Origin of the sequence: Lentibacillus amyloliquefaciens, from assembly GCF_001307805.1 — a bacterium.
Taxonomy (GTDB): domain Bacteria; phylum Bacillota; class Bacilli; order Bacillales; family Amphibacillaceae; genus Lentibacillus; species Lentibacillus amyloliquefaciens.
On the sequence record NZ_CP013862.1, the window covers coordinates 2,904,708 to 2,920,209 of the forward strand.

The window sequence follows — 15,502 nt, forward strand, 5'->3', positions numbered from 1 at the left end:
CTAATGTGAGCGGATAAGATCGTTCCGGGTTAAAAATTTGCCGTCAAATGTGATTGGCACGCCAACACTGTCTTTCTCCGCATGAATATGCAGATGCGGCTCGGAAGTATTTCCGGAATTTCCAACAGCACCAATCGGCTGGCCTTCTTGGATCGTGTCACCCTTATCAACAGCGACACTATTTTCCTGCATATGGGCAATATAGACATCCGCCTTCGTTTCTTTACAACCGATACCGACATAGTTTCCAAACGGGTTTTCAGAATCCATTTCCGGCGGTGTCATATCCGGCCGCCCGTCACCCGATTCAACAACTTCACCGGAACAGGGTGCGTAAAGTGTGTGGCTGTAGATTTCGTATTTCTCAAGGTCTTTCGGATACAAACCATTCGCCCTGAATCCGAAGTTGTTTAAGGCGACAATGTCAACCGCGTATGCTTGAGGTTCATAGGTGTTGTGATAGTTCAGCTGGGTGGAACTGCCTCCATGCCCGATATAATAGGTGCCTTCCTGTAATGGAAAAGCAAGATCGACAGCATCGTCGTTCGTTGTATAACCGCTGAAAATATTGAGATTATACAAACCGAAGACGAGCAGCAGAAAAATATAAATGCCCCGAGAAAACTTTTGGCCGGTTTTTAGTGTCGTTCGAAACGGCAGGTCTTTTGTCTTTTGCCAGGAAAAATAAATTGCCGGGATCAATAAAATCAGCCATATGTATTTGAAATAGTATCCTGTCCAATCCCATCTGCCGGAAAGAAACAGCCAGATGGCAAACGTGATGGTAAACAGCAGGATGATGATCCAATCAAGTCTGTTTTTCACTTTTGCCCGCCACAGTTCATAAATGAAATAGGCGGGTAAAACAATTTGAATGACAAGCAATTGTATAATAGCAAACGTCACGTCGTCACTCCTCAGCGGTTATGAGGCCAGTCTTCTTTTCCCGGTGTATTTATTAATGATCTGCCCTGTCTAATAGTACGCAGAAACAATCAATAAGTTTCATAAAGCATAGTTTTTTTTGAATATGGAAATATTACAGAAAAGGTGTAAAATGGGGGCAGCCCAATCTGATGGTTTAGCTTAAGTTGTCACAGAATTGGCTGAAGTTCACAACTTATCGGCTCAAATTGTCAAAAATTCAATCTCAATTAGGTCGGAACTTCATGATATTATAATGGTTTTAACTGACAGATATACACAAAACAGGAAGGTGAAAATGATGGGATGGCTTTTAGCAATCCTTACACTAACAGCATTTATTTTATCGATTTATTTATTGGACAGAAAACCAAATCTCAGTCTGGCGATAGCGGTTATCACGCCATTTGCCTTATTAGCAGTGATTCGGGAAATGGGTGGTGAAGTCATATTCACGTTCTTTGCTGCACTTTTTATTGTCATTATGAATGTTCTGAGTCGCAGCGAAATTGAAGAATGATCATTTAAAAGGTTGTTCAAAAAGTCCGGTAAAAATGACACGTCGAATTTCTTCGTTGGCTTGTTTCTCCGCTGCTCGAACCTGCACCGCCTCGAACTTCTCGGTCCTTTTTATCCTCCTTTTTGAACACACACTTTAAAGTTGGCGGAAAAAGATATGTTCACACTTCTGCCATAACTTTATGATACAATTGTGAATAACTGAACAAACTTATTCCATTAAATCTAAACACATGCTATGATGAAATTGTAATGAAGATATATCTTTAACATTAATTGTGAAATATTGAACAAACTAATTTGATAAAACAGGAGAGTGATTAAAATGTTTTTAGATTTTCTTCGTCATAATAAAGTTGTTGCCGGTGTATTAGCTTTTTTAAGAATTTATATCGGGTATCAGTGGATGACTTCGGGATTTGGAAAAATAACCAGCGGTGAATTCGATGCCGGCGGATTTATTCAGGGTGCCGTAGCCAGTGCAGGAGGAGAAAACCCGACTGTGCAAGGCTGGTGGGCCGCGTTTCTTGAAACATTTGCACTGCCCAATGCAGAACTATTCAGTTTTCTCGTCATGTGGGGAGAATTTCTCGCAGGTACAGCACTTATTCTTGGTCTATTCACGAACTTTGCCGCTCTGATGGGGATAACAATGAACTTTGCCTTCTTGTTCAGCGGCACTGTCAGCACAAACGCTCAAATGGTATTAATCACTGTATTTCTGCTCGCTGCTGGATTCAACGCAGGACGCTACGGACTGGATCGCTGGGTAATCCCATTCCTGAAAAATCATAACCCACGTCAAAAACGCAAAAGCCGTGAAGCCGCTACAGCATAGATTCAATAAAGTGAATTTTCAATCAATGGGGTATTCTTTCTTTCCCCCCACTGATTGTTAGATGAACGAATCGGACATTTAGGGACAGTTAACCGCCGTTCTACTGTCCATTACATGCGGGAAAAAAGCTGATCTTCCAATTGAGAAGGTCAGCTTTTTCATTGAAACTCTAACCGGCCAGCGTTTCGACCATGTTACGTGCATCACTTACCCTGTCACATAATCGGCGAGCACGCTTTGTACTTTATAAATATTCAGCTGTTTATTAAAGGTTTTTTGAACAGGTTCTGAACTTCCGGAAATCCAAATCAATAATTCAGCTTCAAGGTCGAAAGTGCCCGCGGTTTCCACGGAAAAATGCGTAATGCTTTTATATGGGATGGAATGATATTCGACCTTTTTACCGGTAACGCCTTGTTTGTCAGCCAAAATCAGCCGTTTATTGGTAAACACCATCAGGTCTCTTATTAATTTATAAGCATGCTCCACGCGTTCTCCCTGGGATAACAGCTCACTGAGTTCTTTTTCTGCATCGTTTGCATCAACTTCTGATGCGTTGCCCATCATGCCATCGAAAATGCCCAAAGCGATCACTCCTCAACAATTATTATCCTTATTGTATCAGATAGGCTTATCCATGTATAAGTTTTCCATGATTGTGCAAACTAACTTTGAAAAATTATCCATTGATGGAAGGAGAACGGTACATATGAAAAAATGGATTATTTCTATCGGAGTGGCGATATTTATTCTCATAACGGGCTGTGCGGATACGAAAGACAACACTGAAGAAGCGGCAATTAACAGCACGGATTCAAGTGTTAAAGCACTCAGCATCTTGGATGAAGAGACAGAAAAAATAGATGTCACCATGTATAACCAGGACAAGGAAGAAGTTGGCACAGCTGTGATCAGACCCGTTTATACCGGTGTTAAGATTACATTGGAGGCTTCTGATTTGCCTGGCGGGGAGCACGGTTTTCACATTCATGAAAATGGAATATGTGAGGCACCGGACTTTGAATCTGCCGGCAGCCACTTCAACCCGACGGATTCCAAGCATGGATTTGAGCACCCGGAAGGTCCGCACGCCGGGGATTTGCCGAATATAAACGTTGACAAAGACGGGAATGTTTTCAAGGATGCATTAGCCAAGATGGTTACGCTGGAAAAGGGTCAGGAAAATTCATTGCTGAAGGAGGGCGGTACAGCACTCGTGATTCATTCAGGAGCGGATGATTATAAATCACAGCCCTCGGGGGATGCCGGTGAACGAATTGCTTGCGGTGTTATAAGCGAGTGACATGCAACAAACATTAAAGACTCGGACAGAAATCCGGGTCTTTTTGTTTGGGGTAAAAATGAACGGCAGATGCCAATATGAGGTTTCATCTTCAATATTTTTGTTTTACCATGTTGTGTAACCACACATAATAGCAGGTGTTCATTTGGAGACAATTGTGTTATTTATTATCGTTATCTTACTAGCGTCTATTTTGCAGACCAGCACGGGGTTCGGCTTTTCGATTATGGCAACACCGCTTTTGCTTCTGATGTTTGAACCCAGGGAAGCGGTCCAGATTAATTTAGTATTATCGCTCGTCATTTCAATATCGCTCATCAGAAAAATCAGAAAGGATATTGATGTGTCGGTGCTTAGGCGATTGATAACAGGGAGCCTGACTGGCTTACCAATCGGTATGATTGCCTTTTTAATGATTGATATGACTGGCCTTAAGGTTGTTGTCAGCATACTGATCCTGGCCCTGACATTTTTACTGATGTTGAATTTTCGAATCCACAAGTCGAAAAAACGTGATCTGGCAGCAGGCGGGATTTCAGGGGCCTTTACAACAAGTATCGGCATGCCCGGCCCGCCGCTGTTGCTGTATTTTGCCGGCACAGATACAACAAAGGAAAAACTGCGCGGCACAACACTGGCATTTTATCTGTGGATATATGCCATCAGCCTGATTGTTCAGGTTATTTTCGCCGGGACAACAGCAGACATTTGGAAATCAAGTGCGGCAGGTCTGCCGATTGTATTAACCGGCTTATTTCTGGGGCAAGTCCTTTTCCGCTGGATCAATCAGGAACTGTTTCGCAAGCTGATGTATATCCTGCTCATTTTTACCGGGATGTATTTGTTCCTGCAGCAAATTTAAATCGATTTATCTGAAAGATTGGGGGCACCCCCATTATAAACAAAAGCGTTTTCAGTAAACTTTGCCAAAATGCTATAGCTCACAATCAAATCTAAAACCCGGGCAGATGAACATCAGCCCGGGTTTTAATTTCGCTTTATATGCGCCTTTTATGTCACTTATAAAAATCACGGCCAGAGGATTATTTCGGTGCCCCTTTTTTCCCTTTCATTTCGATTGTAGGGGTGAAAGGAGGTGCTCAATATGGCTGTAGCGGAAAAAGTTAATTCTCGCTTATCATTGGTGCTGGATGACGGCAATGATCTGATGACAGGGAAGGCATTGTACAAAACGAAGAGCTTCAACAATGTCAAACCGGAAGCAACCTCAGATCAGTTATATGTCATCGCAACAGCTGTTGCCGGACTGCAGGAACGACCGCTTTACAATGTTGAACGCCAGGACGAGTACGACATCACGCAAGAATAGATTTTTGGGGAAGACATTAGAGAGGAGGGATTGGATTGAAGAAACTTGAACTGAAATTTTTCAATGAAGACGAAAAAACGGTCACCTATTCTTTGGAACAGCCGGTAGAGCCTGTCGATCCAATTGCGGTCACGAATGCAATGGATGAAATCATTACGCAAAATGCATTCACATCTTCAGGCGGCGACCTTGTTTCCAAAAAAGGCGCGCGCATTGTAGATCGGACTGTTGAAGAAATAAATCTGCCTGAAAGCTAAACGTCAAGACCAGTGGCCTCGCCGCCCTGGTCTTTTTTAAACAAAAACCGATATAAAGGAGGTCTTGTCAGTGGAAACTTGGGTATCGTTCGTGACGGAAGTTGGTTTTCCTGTTTTTATGATGGACTATTTAAATACAATTTCAATTATATTTGCTCTGTCCAGGACTTTTTTTGATTCTATTTTATCCACAATGATCTTATCAAAAGCAATTTGCATTAGTTGCTTCTTTTCGGTCGACTCCAGATTACCCCAGTTTTCCACTGCATCCGACATCATTTCAAGAACGGCATCATCAACGACATGCGGCTGCGTTTCGTCTAAATCTTCTAATTGCTTTTTTAAATGATTCTCTAATTCTTGTTCCTCCTGCATGCGATCTTGAAATTCAGTATCACTCATAATTTCATTTGCCCAAGCATATTGCCATTTTTTACGCCGGTCTTTTATCTTATTCAAATCACGTTTAAGTGCTTTGATTTCGTCCGCATTATTTTGTGCCGGTTCTTCGATGTGATTAATGTTTTCACTTTCTATACCGCGACGGAGTTCTTGTAAAAAGTTATGCTCGATAATACGTTCGCTGATTGACGGCATATCGCATTCAAAATGTCTTCTCCCGAGGCAAACATAATTTTTAAGTCTTTTTCCGTTTACTTTTGCCATATGGCCTACCATGCTTCTGCCACAGCGGAAGCAAGTCAGTATACCGGAGAAGTAATGATCACTTGTTGCTTGTCTGCCGTGAAACGTTCGCCGTGATTCACGTATGCTCATAGCTTTATCAAATGTGTCGACGTCAATAATTTGCGGATAAATATCCTCAACAACAAACTGTTTTGACTTTTCTTTTTCGATCCCGTATCGTAAATCGCCCTTATTTTTCGGATTTGACAATGTATATCTGACATGTGATTCTGACCATTGGGCTCCACCCCGTGTCATTATTCCGCGTTTGCGCAGTTCTTTCGCGATTTTTCTATCGCTCATTCCTGATAGATACCAATCATACATCATTCTGACAATGCGAGCTTCATCTTCATTTATGGCCATGTGACCGTCTATATGCATATGGCCATAACCAACATGGCCTCCTTTCCATTTACCCTCACGTGTCATCTGTTCCATGCCAAAAGAAACACGTTCGGATAGATTGCTTCTTTCCCATTCCGCCATTGCACCAACAAGAGTGATGAAAAAACGCCCCATTGCCGTTGTCGTGTCAAATACTTCAGTGACTGATTTAAACTTGACATTGTGCTTATCAAACAGCTCTAATAATTTATGTAAGTCAAGCACAGACCTGACAAGTCTGTCTAGCCTGTATACGACTAACACATCAAATTCTTTATTTTTAGCGCCTTCTATTAATTCTTGCACGGCTGGACGGTCTAAATTTTTAGCGGAATGCCCCGGATCTGCATATACTTTTGATAGATACCAATCTCCCTGCGATTCAATAAAAGACATGCATCTATTTTTTTGTGCTTCTATTGAATATCCTTCTAAATTTTGTTCCTCAGTAGACACTCTGACATATAGTGCTGCCCTCATCTAACAACTTCCTTTCATACATTTCTAGCCGTTTTAAAGCAAATCCATACTCGACATTAAATAGGTTCATAACGTCACAGACAGTTAAATCGTTGTACTGCTGCAGCATGAATGTTGGAACGCAAAAGTGGTAAGCGAAACGTCTCGCTTGATATTCTTGCAAGTCTCTGAAAAGATAGTGCATATTTAACTGTTGCCCTACGTGCTGGAGGCTATGTTCTAATTCATGTCCAAAATTTTGCCATTCTTTTTGTTTTGTTGATTTAATAAGCACAATGTCATTACCCAGTCGAAAACTAGTTTTCCGATAAACAATATCGATGTTTAGCTTCTTTGCGATTGTAAACATATCCAATTGATATGGCTCGTGTATTTGCAACTTTGAATACAGGTTAGTTATAAAGTCTTCTAAATGAGTGAAAAACAATTTACCACCCCATAATAGAATGTGCGTTCGATTTCAGTTTATAATATATGGTGTACAAATGAATGTACACCATAATTTTTTGTTGATTACTGCAACTTAATTGTTTTAGTGGCTGAACCGAAAATGCCTTCTTGAGCTTCGACTTTTAAATTGTCAGCTTCTGCAACGTCTGGGGAGACATCAAATACTACTTTGCCGGAAATTTCAGAACCGGGATTTATCTGCTCCGTAAAGAAGCTGTCTTCGATTGTTCCAACCTCGTTTTGATTTGCGGTGGTACTAGCTATAGAATCAGCTTCAAAGGAGTACAAATCAACATTTATTTTTTCCTCCTTTAACTTCATGTATGTCAATGCATCCAAAATTTTGTTATCTCAATCCCCCTTCTTACTCCGCTTAAACTTAATATAATCATACACATCTTCTAAATCCTCAGCCGTCATGTTACTCAGGTCATGAAACATTAAGTCGGCATCTGGGAATTCCGTAGCTATTTTGTTGATGATTTCATCTTTCTCAATTTCTTCTGATACTTCCGGATTTTCAGTTCTGCCTAATAGGTAGTCTGTAGTGACGTTGTATAATTCAGCCAGTTTATTAATGGTATCAGGATCAGGTGACCTCGTTCCATTTTCGTATCCTGATAAGGTATTGCTTCTTACACCTATTTTATCTGCTACAAATTTTTGCATATAACCTTTTTCATTCCTAAGCATCTTTAATCTTTTTGACAGAATTTGTTCTTTCATGGCTACTCACCTTTCTATAAGCCATTATATCGCAATACATGATTTTTTAAATAAAAAATCGCAAATAGTGATAAAAAGAGTTGACAATCGCAATTTGCGATGCTAGATTAGGGTTAAGACATCTCATTTTGCGAAATAAGGAGGTAAAAAAATGCAAAATACCAAGATTATAAATAATAACTTAAAACAATTAAGAGAAGAAAGGGGAGTAAAACAAAAATTTATTGCTGAACAATTAGAAATAACCCCAAACTATTATTCTCAAATAGAAAATGGACACCGTTTTCCGCAAGTAAAACACTTGCTGAAACTAAGAAATATTCTCGGAGTAACTCTTGATGAAATTTTTTTTAAAGGCAAAATCGCATAATGCGATATAGATGATAAGGAGGTTATTTAAATGAAACAGTTAACAAAAATGTTCGACGGTACAGAATTAACTATTTATGAAAAAGATGGTCAGGTAGAATTTCTGCTCAAGGATTTATGTAACATTTTAGAACTTGGTCAAGTTGCTGGCGTTAAAAGACGTTTAGATGAGGACGTGATTTCAAATCACCCCCTGAAAACATCAGGTGGAATTCAGCAAGCGACATTCGTAAATGAAGACGGACTATATGATGTCATTTTGGACAGTCGAAAGTTTGAAGCAAAACGATTTCGAAAATGGATCACTTCAGAGGTGCTCCCATCCATAAGAAAACATGGTGCATACGCGACACCTGAAACCATCGAAAATGTGCTCAATGACCCCGATTTCGGCATTCAACTTCTTACGAATTTAAAACAAGAACGCGGAGAACGGGCCAAACTTGAACAACAACGAAGGCTGGACGAGCCATATACCACGTTTGGAAAAGTCGTTTCAAATTCAATTGTTGCAATTAATGTCGGTGCATTCGCAAAAATGATGTATGACGAATACGGGATTAATCTAGGACGAAATAAAATGTTCGGATGGCTACGCGATAATGAATTTCTCATCAAATCCGGCAGAGAAAAGAACCAACCGAAACAGTACTATCTCGAACAAGGTCTATTCGATACATCCGTTACAGTCATCGCTCATAACACAAAAAGAAATGTACAACACGTTACTACTCTAATAACAGGTAAAGGCCAAGTTAAGTTATCAAAATTATTAATGGATGAGTTTGGGGTGACAGCATAATGCCAGCCAAACTTACATTTAAAACAAGCGAGGAATATACACGGAAATTGATGTTTGATTATTTTAAGAAGACATCAATGCCGCGAATACTCAAACGAAAATCAGAGAAAAAATCTAGTTAACGGGGCGCATCATGAATCTAGCATACTACTAATTGAAGTCATAACGAATAAACAAAAAAGGACAAATAGGAGGAAAAAGTGAATATCGGGAAATCATTGAAAGATATGAGGGAAAGAAATGGGTTATCTCAGAAAAATGTTGCTGATGATCTGTACGTGGATCAATCCATGATATCAAAAATAGAGTTAGGTAAAAGAATGGCATCTGAAGAGCTGGCAGAGAAAAGTGTCAATCGTTATAACGATGCACAATACGGTTTTGAGGTAGCCAGGGAGATAGCTCAATACTATATTACCCCATTAATAATTGGAGGTAAAGCAATCGAGTGGCACCGATTGACACTAAAGGAGATGTTTAAACACGAGTTGACTGAAGTAATCGATTTGTTCGATGAAATCAGTTTAATTAAGCCACCGGAACATATTAACCAACAAGAAAGGATTCAGGTTTCTGAGGGTATTAAAGAATTGCTAGATGTCCAGGCAGTTACGAATTCATTTATTGTCAGACTTGAACAGGAATATAATATTTCTGTCAGGGATTGTATGAGGGATCGAGTGAGTAAGTGGAAATCCGAATGGCTAATTAAATGAGCGATATTTTGAAAGCTGAATTGCAACATGGAATTCAAAATCAAAATTCAAGATAAAATTTCTTCACGAAAAGAGGAAGCAGTATGAAAGAACTAAAATGGATTAAGTTGGATATATCTATGTTTGAAGATGAAAAGATAAAACTGATAGAACAGATGCCAGAGGCAGATACCATTCTTGTTGTTTGGGTGAAATTACTGGCGCAAGCAGGAAAAACTAATGCCAATGGATATATCTATCTAAATGAAAATATTCCATACACGGAAGAGATGCTCGCTACGATTTTCGGTAGACCAGTTAATACCATTCGCCTTGCATTAAAGACTTTACGGGACTTTGGAATGATTCACATTGACGAAGATTCCTTTATACACATTACTAATTGGGAAAACCACCAAAACGTTGAGGGAATGGAACGTGCTCGAAAACAAACAAGAAAGCGAGTTCAAAGACATAGAGAAAAACAGAAAAGAAAGCAATTAGAAAACAAAGATGTGGCTTCTGAGAACGTAACGTTACATGAAACGTTACCTAACGCAACAGAAGAAGAACAAGAACAAGAGAGAAGAAAGAAGAAAGAAGACAAAGAACAACAACAGACGTCAGCAATCATTCAATTTTGGGATGGTAACGGATTCGGGTTAAATAATATTCAGGGAAAAAACCGGTTGTTGTCGTGGTTGGATGATTCATCATTTAAAGAGCCTGAAAAAATCATAGTTAAGGCTATGGAGATAGCATGTGCCAATAATAAAAGACAGTTGAATTACATTGAAGGGATTCTCCGAAACTGGGAAAACCAATCGCTATTGACGCTGGAAGAAATCGAGGACAGCAAAAAGGAACATAAGAAGCAAGCTGCTGCGAATGATGGTTATAATTACGGATTTTAGGGGGATTTCCTGATGGAAGGTATTAAACAGCATTTAACAACTCCAGAACAAAAATTACTTAAAACGTTTGTGTGTGATGGTTGCCATCAGCATGTGTCACAAAATGAATTAATCATTCCTTCTGGACCACGTGAAGGGGAGCGAGTCATAGCCAATTACGGATGCAGATGTGAAAATATCAAACTGGCAAAGGCAGCCAGAAAAAAATACAGTCAGCTCAAACATCGTAAGCTGATGGCCAGTTTTAATTATTATTCCCTGATAAATGACTCGCTGAAAGAAGCAACATTCGATAACTTTGATGCACTTGACAGCAACTTAAAGCTGGCTAAAGAAAAGGCATTGGCGTATAGCCATTCATTTGATCGAAAACAGAATCTCTTATTGACAGGCGACTATGGAACGGGAAAAAGTCATCTTTCGATTTCTATAACGAAAGCGTTGATGAAAAGAGACTATGAATGCTTGTTTCTCTCACTTCCAAAACTGCTTACTAAGATCAAGCGAACCTATAACACAAAAGGCGTCACAGAAGATGAGCTGCTAAACGTTATTCAACGTGTGGACTTATTAGTGCTGGACGATATTGGGGCGGAACAACAAACAGAATGGTCTACGTCTAAACTTTTCGAGATACTGGATGATCGCTCAGGTAAAGCAACCGTTTATACGACCAATTTAAGCAGTGATGAACTAAAAGAACGGGTCAATGAACGGAATTTCTCAAGAATAATGGACAATACCAACGTTATCGTTATGAATGGTTCAGATTATAGAAGGAGGGCGTTTTAAATGTGGCAAGGCATGCAAAGTGTGATGGTGTTTGACCCGAAGGATAGCCAAGTGGAGACCGACAGGAAGTGGCGGGAATGGATGCAAAATAAAAGCTCCGTTGGTGACAAATATGTACCAACGGTAGCTGAAACAAGAAAATATCTTAATGAACTGGAAAACAGAAAGCAAGGATACGCCTAAATATCAACCTTTCTGGGTCCAAGAAGATATCTTCAATTATATCATTGTTAGCTCATATGTGAAATCGTCAAATAGATAACCTTAATCGAGGAGGGCTAAGATGCAAGTCATTAATAAGATTGATGAAGGAAAGATTTTGATTGAAGCTGGATATTCTGAAGCCCATCTTATTTCTGAGGCATTAACCATGTATCGTTTATGGTTGGAGACGTTGCATGGCAGGAACAGCGAAGAAGAAATGCAGATAGGGGCGCTAAGGCATACGATTATGAATCCAACGGTAAAAGGAATGTGCCATGGAATGGAAGGAAAATCACGATGAGTGACTACACAACCCAGCAATTAAACGTTTATGAATACCTGGGAAAAGAGCATGATCCTTTATTTAATGTCATTTGCAATATACAGCAGGGCTATTCTGAGTATATTCCAGAAATAAAAGTAACGCTCATAAAAAATCAGCATGGCCTGTACGAAATGGCCTCTGAATCTAACCATGAATGCTATTCAAATAAAGAAGATTTATATGATTGTGTCAATGATATTTTAAATTATAGCTCATTAAGGGGGATTTAATCGTGTCTCAAATTGTTCAAGCATACATGAATCAAGAATGGGATTATTATGATTTGAATCTGGCTAAAGCTTTAAAAGCTGTCGAACAAGATGATTTGGACCATGCCTCAGCTTATTTTCAACGGATAGCATGGGCATTGCATTCATTGGCTAAACATCATCCTGCCAATTGAAGCGAATCAAGCTTGAAATCAATATCTAGCATGTAAGAAAGGGTGAATCGCATAATGCAATTCAGCTCGGATGTTGAGAACATGTTCACGCAAGAGGAAATTGAAGACATTTTAAAGGATGAACAGTATTTTTATATAGAGCATGCGGAAAAAAATTGGTTAAACCGGTATTTTAAAATTAAAGCAATAGCAAACGAAACAAAGGTTCCAAGCATTATTTCTTCTATATCGGATATGCCGCATGGATCCAGTAATTTCAAAAAGAGTAAGACAGAAATGTTTGCCATAAAAACAATACAAGCATCAGAATGGCTGGAAATATTGCATTCAACCATTCATTCATTAAGCCCGATCGAACAAAAATTGATTGAATTGAAGTATTTGCGTAAACGTAATGACGGTTCTCGATATAGTGACGAGGTCATTTATCCCCAACTATTTGTCGGAAAAACAAGGTATTATGAAATCAAGAAAGAAGCACTGGAAATACTCGGACGGCATCTATACGGTGTCTTTGCTGAAAGGGGATTTTCCTGATGATGCCCGTTGCTCATACAGTCAAAAAATCATTGCTTATCATGTTATTCGTTATGTTGTTTGTTGCTGTTTCAACTTTCTGTGGCATTGTATTCCTGGCTGTTGTAACTGCTAAACTAAAATGGACAGTTTTTGCTCGATAGAATTGAACACTTTCTGCCCCAAAATAATCCCAATTTCAGTTAAACTAAGTATAAAATAACTGAAGTTATGGGGGAACGAGAAGGTGTTTAAATTAGAAGTGATAGTGCAAGTGCATCAATTAAAAAGACAGGGTTTTAAAATTTCAGCCATCGCTAGAAAGTGCAACTTATCGAGAACGACTGTTTATGAGTATTTAGAAAAAGACTTTGAAGAAGCTTGTAGGTGGGTGGATGTGTTGAGAACAAGAAAGCGAAAACTGGATCCTTACCAGGACCATATCCTGGGGTGGTTAAAAGAACACCCGGATTTATCAGCTTCACAGATTTCGGATTGGTTAGAAGAACGTTGTTCTTTTACGGATGTAGGTGATAGTACCGTCCGAACTTACGTCAGAGAACTACGCGAAAAACATCACATACCCAAAACCTTTACGTTCCGTCGTTATGAGGCATTGGAGGAATTACCGAAAGGTCAACAACTACAAGTTGATTTTGGAGAAATAAAAGTCCCGACGTTTGAGGGGAAATGGAAGAAGCTATACGTCGTTGCCTTTGTCCTATCCCACTCTCGTTACAAATATTCTGAGTGGCAGGATCGCCCTTTTACGACGCATGATGTTTTACGCAGCCATGAAAATGCATTTGAGTATTATGACGGTATGCCTGAGGAAATTGTATATGACCAGGATAAATTAATGACGGTAAGTGAAAATGGAGGCGATATTATATACACAGAAGCGTTTCAGTCTTATAAACAACAGAGAGGATTTTCCGTTTATTTATGTAGAGCAGCAGACCCTGAATCTAAAGGGAAGGTTGAAAATGTGGTGAAATTCATTAAACAAAACTTCGCCAAGAATCGTATCTTCCACCAAATAGAGACCTGGAATGAGCAATGTCTGGCATGGCTTAAAAGAAAAGGTAATTATCAAGTGCACAATACAATAAAAAAGAGACCTGTCGAAGTGTTTGCCCTAGAAAAGCCACACTTACGAAAAGTCTCTTCTCCACTCTCTTTCGAGAGTAACCATAGGTTAAGTATAACAAGGACTGTGCATAAGGACAACATTATTAAATATCAATCGAACCGTTATTCCGTTCCACTTGGAACGTATCAACCTCATGGTGATAATACTGTTTATCTTAGAACTGCAGAAAACAAGCTTATTATTGAAAAGACACCTGGAGGTGCACCGATAGCGACTCATCCCCTTTCCTTAGGAAAAGGGCAACTGGTCAAGAACAACAATCATTTCAGGGATAGATCAAAAGGCATTAAAGCCTATATGGATACCGTAAAAGCTTCTTTTGATGATCAGGATAAAATACAATTATTCCTGGAAGCAATTTATGAGCGATATCCCAGGTATATACGAGATCAGCTGCAAATTGTACAACGGGCAGCTAAGGATTTCCAGCCGTTTATTCAACCAGCTTTGAATATTTGTATTGAACAAGCTTTATGGAGCGCCAATGACTTTCATGACGTCGTAAAACATCTCTCAAAAAAGAAAGAGTATGAAAATAGAGCTCTACTATCTGATATTCCGACTATAGAGACGTCCACCATTCATTACCAAGAAAGAGCATCGTTAAGAGAACTGGACGACTATCTTAAGATTTTAGGAGGGGTATAGGTTGGAATACTCAGTGGAAAATTTACAACAGCAGCTTAAGAATTTAAGACTGTCAGAGACATCAAAAGCATTACCAAGTTTTTTAAGGAAAGCAGAAACCCATTCATGGACCTATCAAGAATTTCTACGTGAATTACTTACGTATGAAGAAAAACGACGTGAAGAAAAAACAATAGAAAAACATCTGAAGTGGGCAAAGTTTCCTTATCAAAAAACGCTAGATGACTTTGACATTCAAGAACTGCCATCGCTTAGTGAGCGACAATTAAGGCAGCTACAGGAACTAAATTGGCTTGAAGAGTCATTTAATCTCATATTTTTAGGGCCACCAGGGGTGGGAAAAACACATATAGCAATAGGATTAGGATTAGAAGCCATCTATAAAGGTCAGCGTGTATCGTTTATATCCATGGGAGAACTAGTACCTCTATTAAAAACGGAAGAATTCCTACGGAAATCACAGCTTAAAATGAAACGCATTAGAGAGGCCGATCTCGTCATAATAGACGATCTTATGTATATGGCTATGGATCAAAACGAAGCCAATTTGTTTTTTCACCTTATTAATCATCTGTATGAACGAAGTTCTATCATACTGACATCTAATAAAGGCCCAGAAGCATGGGGAGGATTACTTGGAGATCAGGGAATCACCACGGCGATCTTAGATCGCCTCCTCCATCGCTCGGAGATTATTCACTTTGAGGGGGAAAGCCATAGAATAAAATATCGAGAGTCTTTGTTTCCGGCGAAAAGTGTTCAAAATTAATGAGCAAAAAG

The 15,502-nt window shown here is 39.3% G+C and carries 26 protein-coding genes; 20 read left to right on the forward strand and 6 right to left on the reverse strand.

Features of this window, described 5'->3' with window-relative positions; genetic code table 11:
• A complete protein-coding gene (locus AOX59_RS14645; protein ID WP_068446662.1) occupies positions 1-906 on the reverse strand; it encodes a M23 family metallopeptidase in 906 nt (301 codons plus the stop codon).
• Between the two features lie 316 nt (positions 907-1,222).
• On the opposite strand from AOX59_RS14645, the gene AOX59_RS14650 reads away from it, so the two are divergent.
• Both AOX59_RS14650 and AOX59_RS14655 read left to right on the forward strand, forming a co-directional pair.
• Positions 1,223-1,444 carry a hypothetical protein gene (locus AOX59_RS14650; RefSeq protein WP_068446663.1) on the forward strand — a complete coding sequence of 74 codons (222 nt, stop codon included), beginning with the start codon at positions 1,223-1,225 and terminating at the stop codon, positions 1,442-1,444.
• 324 nt (positions 1,445-1,768) lie between these two features.
• Positions 1,769-2,281, forward strand: coding sequence for a DoxX family protein (locus AOX59_RS14655; RefSeq protein ID WP_068446664.1), 513 nt, complete (start codon positions 1,769-1,771; stop codon positions 2,279-2,281).
• 207 nt (positions 2,282-2,488) lie between these two features.
• Here AOX59_RS14655 and AOX59_RS14660 read toward each other — a convergent pair whose 3' ends face one another.
• On the reverse strand, positions 2,489-2,866 hold the full coding sequence (locus AOX59_RS14660; RefSeq protein WP_068446665.1) for a PH domain-containing protein: 378 nt from the start codon (positions 2,864-2,866) through the stop codon (positions 2,489-2,491).
• Between the two features lie 124 nt (positions 2,867-2,990).
• Here AOX59_RS14660 and AOX59_RS14665 point away from each other — a divergent pair, with 124 nt between their 5' ends.
• The 4 genes from AOX59_RS14665 to AOX59_RS14680 all read left to right on the forward strand — a co-directional run bounded on the left by AOX59_RS14665 (position 2,991) and on the right by AOX59_RS14680 (position 5,171).
• Positions 2,991-3,584 (forward strand): superoxide dismutase family protein, encoded by a 594-nt coding sequence (locus tag AOX59_RS14665; RefSeq protein ID WP_068446666.1) that lies wholly within the window; start codon positions 2,991-2,993, stop codon positions 3,582-3,584.
• Positions 3,585-3,729: 145 nt separating this feature from the next.
• Positions 3,730-4,446, forward strand: coding sequence for a sulfite exporter TauE/SafE family protein (locus AOX59_RS14670; protein WP_068446667.1), 717 nt, complete (start codon positions 3,730-3,732; stop codon positions 4,444-4,446).
• A gap of 243 nt (positions 4,447-4,689) precedes the next feature.
• Positions 4,690-4,914, forward strand: a complete 225-nt coding sequence (locus tag AOX59_RS14675) for a DUF1659 domain-containing protein (RefSeq protein ID WP_068446668.1) — start codon at positions 4,690-4,692, stop codon at positions 4,912-4,914.
• Positions 4,915-4,949: 35 nt separating this feature from the next.
• The gene (locus AOX59_RS14680; protein WP_068446669.1) at positions 4,950-5,171 is read left to right on the forward strand and encodes a DUF2922 domain-containing protein; all 222 of its coding nucleotides are present in this window, start codon (positions 4,950-4,952) and stop codon (positions 5,169-5,171) included.
• Between the two features lie 126 nt (positions 5,172-5,297).
• Here the strand turns inward: AOX59_RS14680 and AOX59_RS14685 are convergent, their stop codons facing one another.
• The 4 genes from AOX59_RS14685 to AOX59_RS14700 all read right to left on the reverse strand — a co-directional run bounded on the left by AOX59_RS14685 (position 5,298) and on the right by AOX59_RS14700 (position 7,901).
• A complete protein-coding gene (locus tag AOX59_RS14685) occupies positions 5,298-6,725 on the reverse strand; it encodes a recombinase family protein (RefSeq protein ID WP_068446670.1) in 1,428 nt (475 codons plus the stop codon).
• The gene (locus AOX59_RS14690) at positions 6,691-7,074 is read right to left on the reverse strand and encodes an ImmA/IrrE family metallo-endopeptidase (RefSeq protein ID WP_082684307.1); all 384 of its coding nucleotides are present in this window, start codon (positions 7,072-7,074) and stop codon (positions 6,691-6,693) included. The genes AOX59_RS14685 and AOX59_RS14690 overlap by 35 nt, the downstream gene beginning before the upstream one ends.
• A 164-nt stretch (positions 7,075-7,238) precedes the next feature.
• Positions 7,239-7,496: a DUF4352 domain-containing protein gene (locus AOX59_RS14695; protein WP_156418718.1), complete on the reverse strand. Its 258-nt coding sequence runs from the start codon at positions 7,494-7,496 to the stop codon at positions 7,239-7,241.
• A 30-nt stretch (positions 7,497-7,526) separates the two neighbouring features.
• Entirely contained in the window at positions 7,527-7,901 is a 375-nt protein-coding gene (locus tag AOX59_RS14700) for a helix-turn-helix domain-containing protein (RefSeq protein WP_068446673.1), read from the reverse strand.
• A gap of 151 nt (positions 7,902-8,052) precedes the next feature.
• On the opposite strand from AOX59_RS14700, the gene AOX59_RS14705 reads away from it, so the two are divergent.
• From AOX59_RS14705 to istB, 14 genes are all read left to right on the forward strand, one after another.
• Positions 8,053-8,271, forward strand: a complete 219-nt coding sequence (locus AOX59_RS14705; protein ID WP_068446674.1) for a helix-turn-helix domain-containing protein — start codon at positions 8,053-8,055, stop codon at positions 8,269-8,271.
• A gap of 30 nt (positions 8,272-8,301) precedes the next feature.
• On the forward strand, positions 8,302-9,072 hold the full coding sequence (locus AOX59_RS14710) for a phage antirepressor KilAC domain-containing protein (protein WP_068446675.1): 771 nt from the start codon (positions 8,302-8,304) through the stop codon (positions 9,070-9,072).
• Positions 9,072-9,194 (forward strand): hypothetical protein, encoded by a 123-nt coding sequence (locus AOX59_RS20500; protein ID WP_257720690.1) that lies wholly within the window; start codon positions 9,072-9,074, stop codon positions 9,192-9,194. Before AOX59_RS14710 ends, AOX59_RS20500 begins: the two co-directional genes overlap by 1 nt.
• A gap of 78 nt (positions 9,195-9,272) precedes the next feature.
• On the forward strand, positions 9,273-9,788 hold the full coding sequence (locus tag AOX59_RS14715; RefSeq protein ID WP_068446676.1) for a helix-turn-helix domain-containing protein: 516 nt from the start codon (positions 9,273-9,275) through the stop codon (positions 9,786-9,788).
• 83 nt (positions 9,789-9,871) lie between these two features.
• Entirely contained in the window at positions 9,872-10,681 is an 810-nt protein-coding gene (locus tag AOX59_RS14720) for a phage replisome organizer N-terminal domain-containing protein (RefSeq protein WP_068446677.1), read from the forward strand.
• A gap of 12 nt (positions 10,682-10,693) precedes the next feature.
• Positions 10,694-11,473, forward strand: coding sequence for an ATP-binding protein (locus AOX59_RS14725; protein WP_068446678.1), 780 nt, complete (start codon positions 10,694-10,696; stop codon positions 11,471-11,473).
• Positions 11,474-11,656, forward strand: coding sequence for a hypothetical protein (locus tag AOX59_RS14730; protein WP_068446679.1), 183 nt, complete (start codon positions 11,474-11,476; stop codon positions 11,654-11,656).
• Positions 11,657-11,756: 100 nt separating this feature from the next.
• Positions 11,757-11,978 carry a hypothetical protein gene (locus tag AOX59_RS14735; protein ID WP_068446680.1) on the forward strand — a complete coding sequence of 74 codons (222 nt, stop codon included), beginning with the start codon at positions 11,757-11,759 and terminating at the stop codon, positions 11,976-11,978.
• Complete coding sequence (locus tag AOX59_RS14740) at positions 11,975-12,232, forward strand: hypothetical protein (RefSeq protein ID WP_068446681.1); 258 nt, start codon at positions 11,975-11,977, stop codon at positions 12,230-12,232. Before AOX59_RS14735 ends, AOX59_RS14740 begins: the two co-directional genes overlap by 4 nt.
• Before the next feature lie 2 nt (positions 12,233-12,234).
• On the forward strand, positions 12,235-12,405 hold the full coding sequence (locus AOX59_RS19785) for a hypothetical protein (protein WP_156418719.1): 171 nt from the start codon (positions 12,235-12,237) through the stop codon (positions 12,403-12,405).
• A gap of 54 nt (positions 12,406-12,459) precedes the next feature.
• On the forward strand, positions 12,460-12,942 hold the full coding sequence (locus AOX59_RS14745) for an ArpU family phage packaging/lysis transcriptional regulator (protein ID WP_068446682.1): 483 nt from the start codon (positions 12,460-12,462) through the stop codon (positions 12,940-12,942).
• The gene (locus AOX59_RS19790) at positions 12,942-13,085 is read left to right on the forward strand and encodes a hypothetical protein (protein ID WP_156418720.1); all 144 of its coding nucleotides are present in this window, start codon (positions 12,942-12,944) and stop codon (positions 13,083-13,085) included. Before AOX59_RS14745 ends, AOX59_RS19790 begins: the two co-directional genes overlap by 1 nt.
• 83 nt (positions 13,086-13,168) lie before the next feature.
• On the forward strand, positions 13,169-14,722 hold the full coding sequence (gene istA / locus AOX59_RS14750) for an IS21 family transposase (RefSeq protein ID WP_068441524.1): 1,554 nt from the start codon (positions 13,169-13,171) through the stop codon (positions 14,720-14,722).
• A gap of 1 nt (position 14,723) precedes the next feature.
• Entirely contained in the window at positions 14,724-15,491 is a 768-nt protein-coding gene (gene istB / locus AOX59_RS14755) for an IS21-like element helper ATPase IstB (RefSeq protein WP_068441521.1), read from the forward strand.
• Positions 15,492-15,502 lie beyond the last annotated feature (11 nt).

Excerpts from the sequence above, each read along its gene's own strand:
- AOX59_RS14700 (WP_068446673.1), bottom strand. The coding sequence starts at position 7,901 with ATGAAAGAACAAATTCTGTCAAAAAGATTAAAGATGCTTAGGAATGAA.
- AOX59_RS14705 (WP_068446674.1), top strand. The coding sequence starts at position 8,053 with ATGCAAAATACCAAGATTATAAATAATAACTTAAAACAATTAAGAGAA.
- AOX59_RS14745 (WP_068446682.1), top strand. The coding sequence starts at position 12,460 with ATGCAATTCAGCTCGGATGTTGAGAACATGTTCACGCAAGAGGAAATT.
- AOX59_RS14720 (WP_068446677.1), top strand. The coding sequence starts at position 9,872 with ATGAAAGAACTAAAATGGATTAAGTTGGATATATCTATGTTTGAAGAT.
- AOX59_RS19790 (WP_156418720.1), top strand. The coding sequence starts at position 12,942 with ATGATGCCCGTTGCTCATACAGTCAAAAAATCATTGCTTATCATGTTA.
- AOX59_RS14685 (WP_068446670.1), bottom strand. The coding sequence starts at position 6,725 with ATGAGGGCAGCACTATATGTCAGAGTGTCTACTGAGGAACAAAATTTA.
- AOX59_RS14690 (WP_082684307.1), bottom strand. The coding sequence starts at position 7,074 with ATGTTTACAATCGCAAAGAAGCTAAACATCGATATTGTTTATCGGAAA.
- AOX59_RS14665 (WP_068446666.1), top strand. The coding sequence starts at position 2,991 with ATGAAAAAATGGATTATTTCTATCGGAGTGGCGATATTTATTCTCATA.
- AOX59_RS14655 (WP_068446664.1), top strand. The coding sequence starts at position 1,769 with ATGTTTTTAGATTTTCTTCGTCATAATAAAGTTGTTGCCGGTGTATTA.
- AOX59_RS14695 (WP_156418718.1), bottom strand. The coding sequence starts at position 7,496 with ATGAAGTTAAAGGAGGAAAAAATAAATGTTGATTTGTACTCCTTTGAA.
- AOX59_RS14650 (WP_068446663.1), top strand. The coding sequence starts at position 1,223 with ATGATGGGATGGCTTTTAGCAATCCTTACACTAACAGCATTTATTTTA.
- AOX59_RS14710 (WP_068446675.1), top strand. The coding sequence starts at position 8,302 with ATGAAACAGTTAACAAAAATGTTCGACGGTACAGAATTAACTATTTAT.
- AOX59_RS14735 (WP_068446680.1), top strand. The coding sequence starts at position 11,757 with ATGCAAGTCATTAATAAGATTGATGAAGGAAAGATTTTGATTGAAGCT.
- AOX59_RS14675 (WP_068446668.1), top strand. The coding sequence starts at position 4,690 with ATGGCTGTAGCGGAAAAAGTTAATTCTCGCTTATCATTGGTGCTGGAT.
- AOX59_RS14725 (WP_068446678.1), top strand. The coding sequence starts at position 10,694 with ATGGAAGGTATTAAACAGCATTTAACAACTCCAGAACAAAAATTACTT.
- AOX59_RS20500 (WP_257720690.1), top strand. The coding sequence starts at position 9,072 with ATGCCAGCCAAACTTACATTTAAAACAAGCGAGGAATATACACGGAAA.
- AOX59_RS14730 (WP_068446679.1), top strand. The coding sequence starts at position 11,474 with ATGTGGCAAGGCATGCAAAGTGTGATGGTGTTTGACCCGAAGGATAGC.
- AOX59_RS14740 (WP_068446681.1), top strand. The coding sequence starts at position 11,975 with ATGAGTGACTACACAACCCAGCAATTAAACGTTTATGAATACCTGGGA.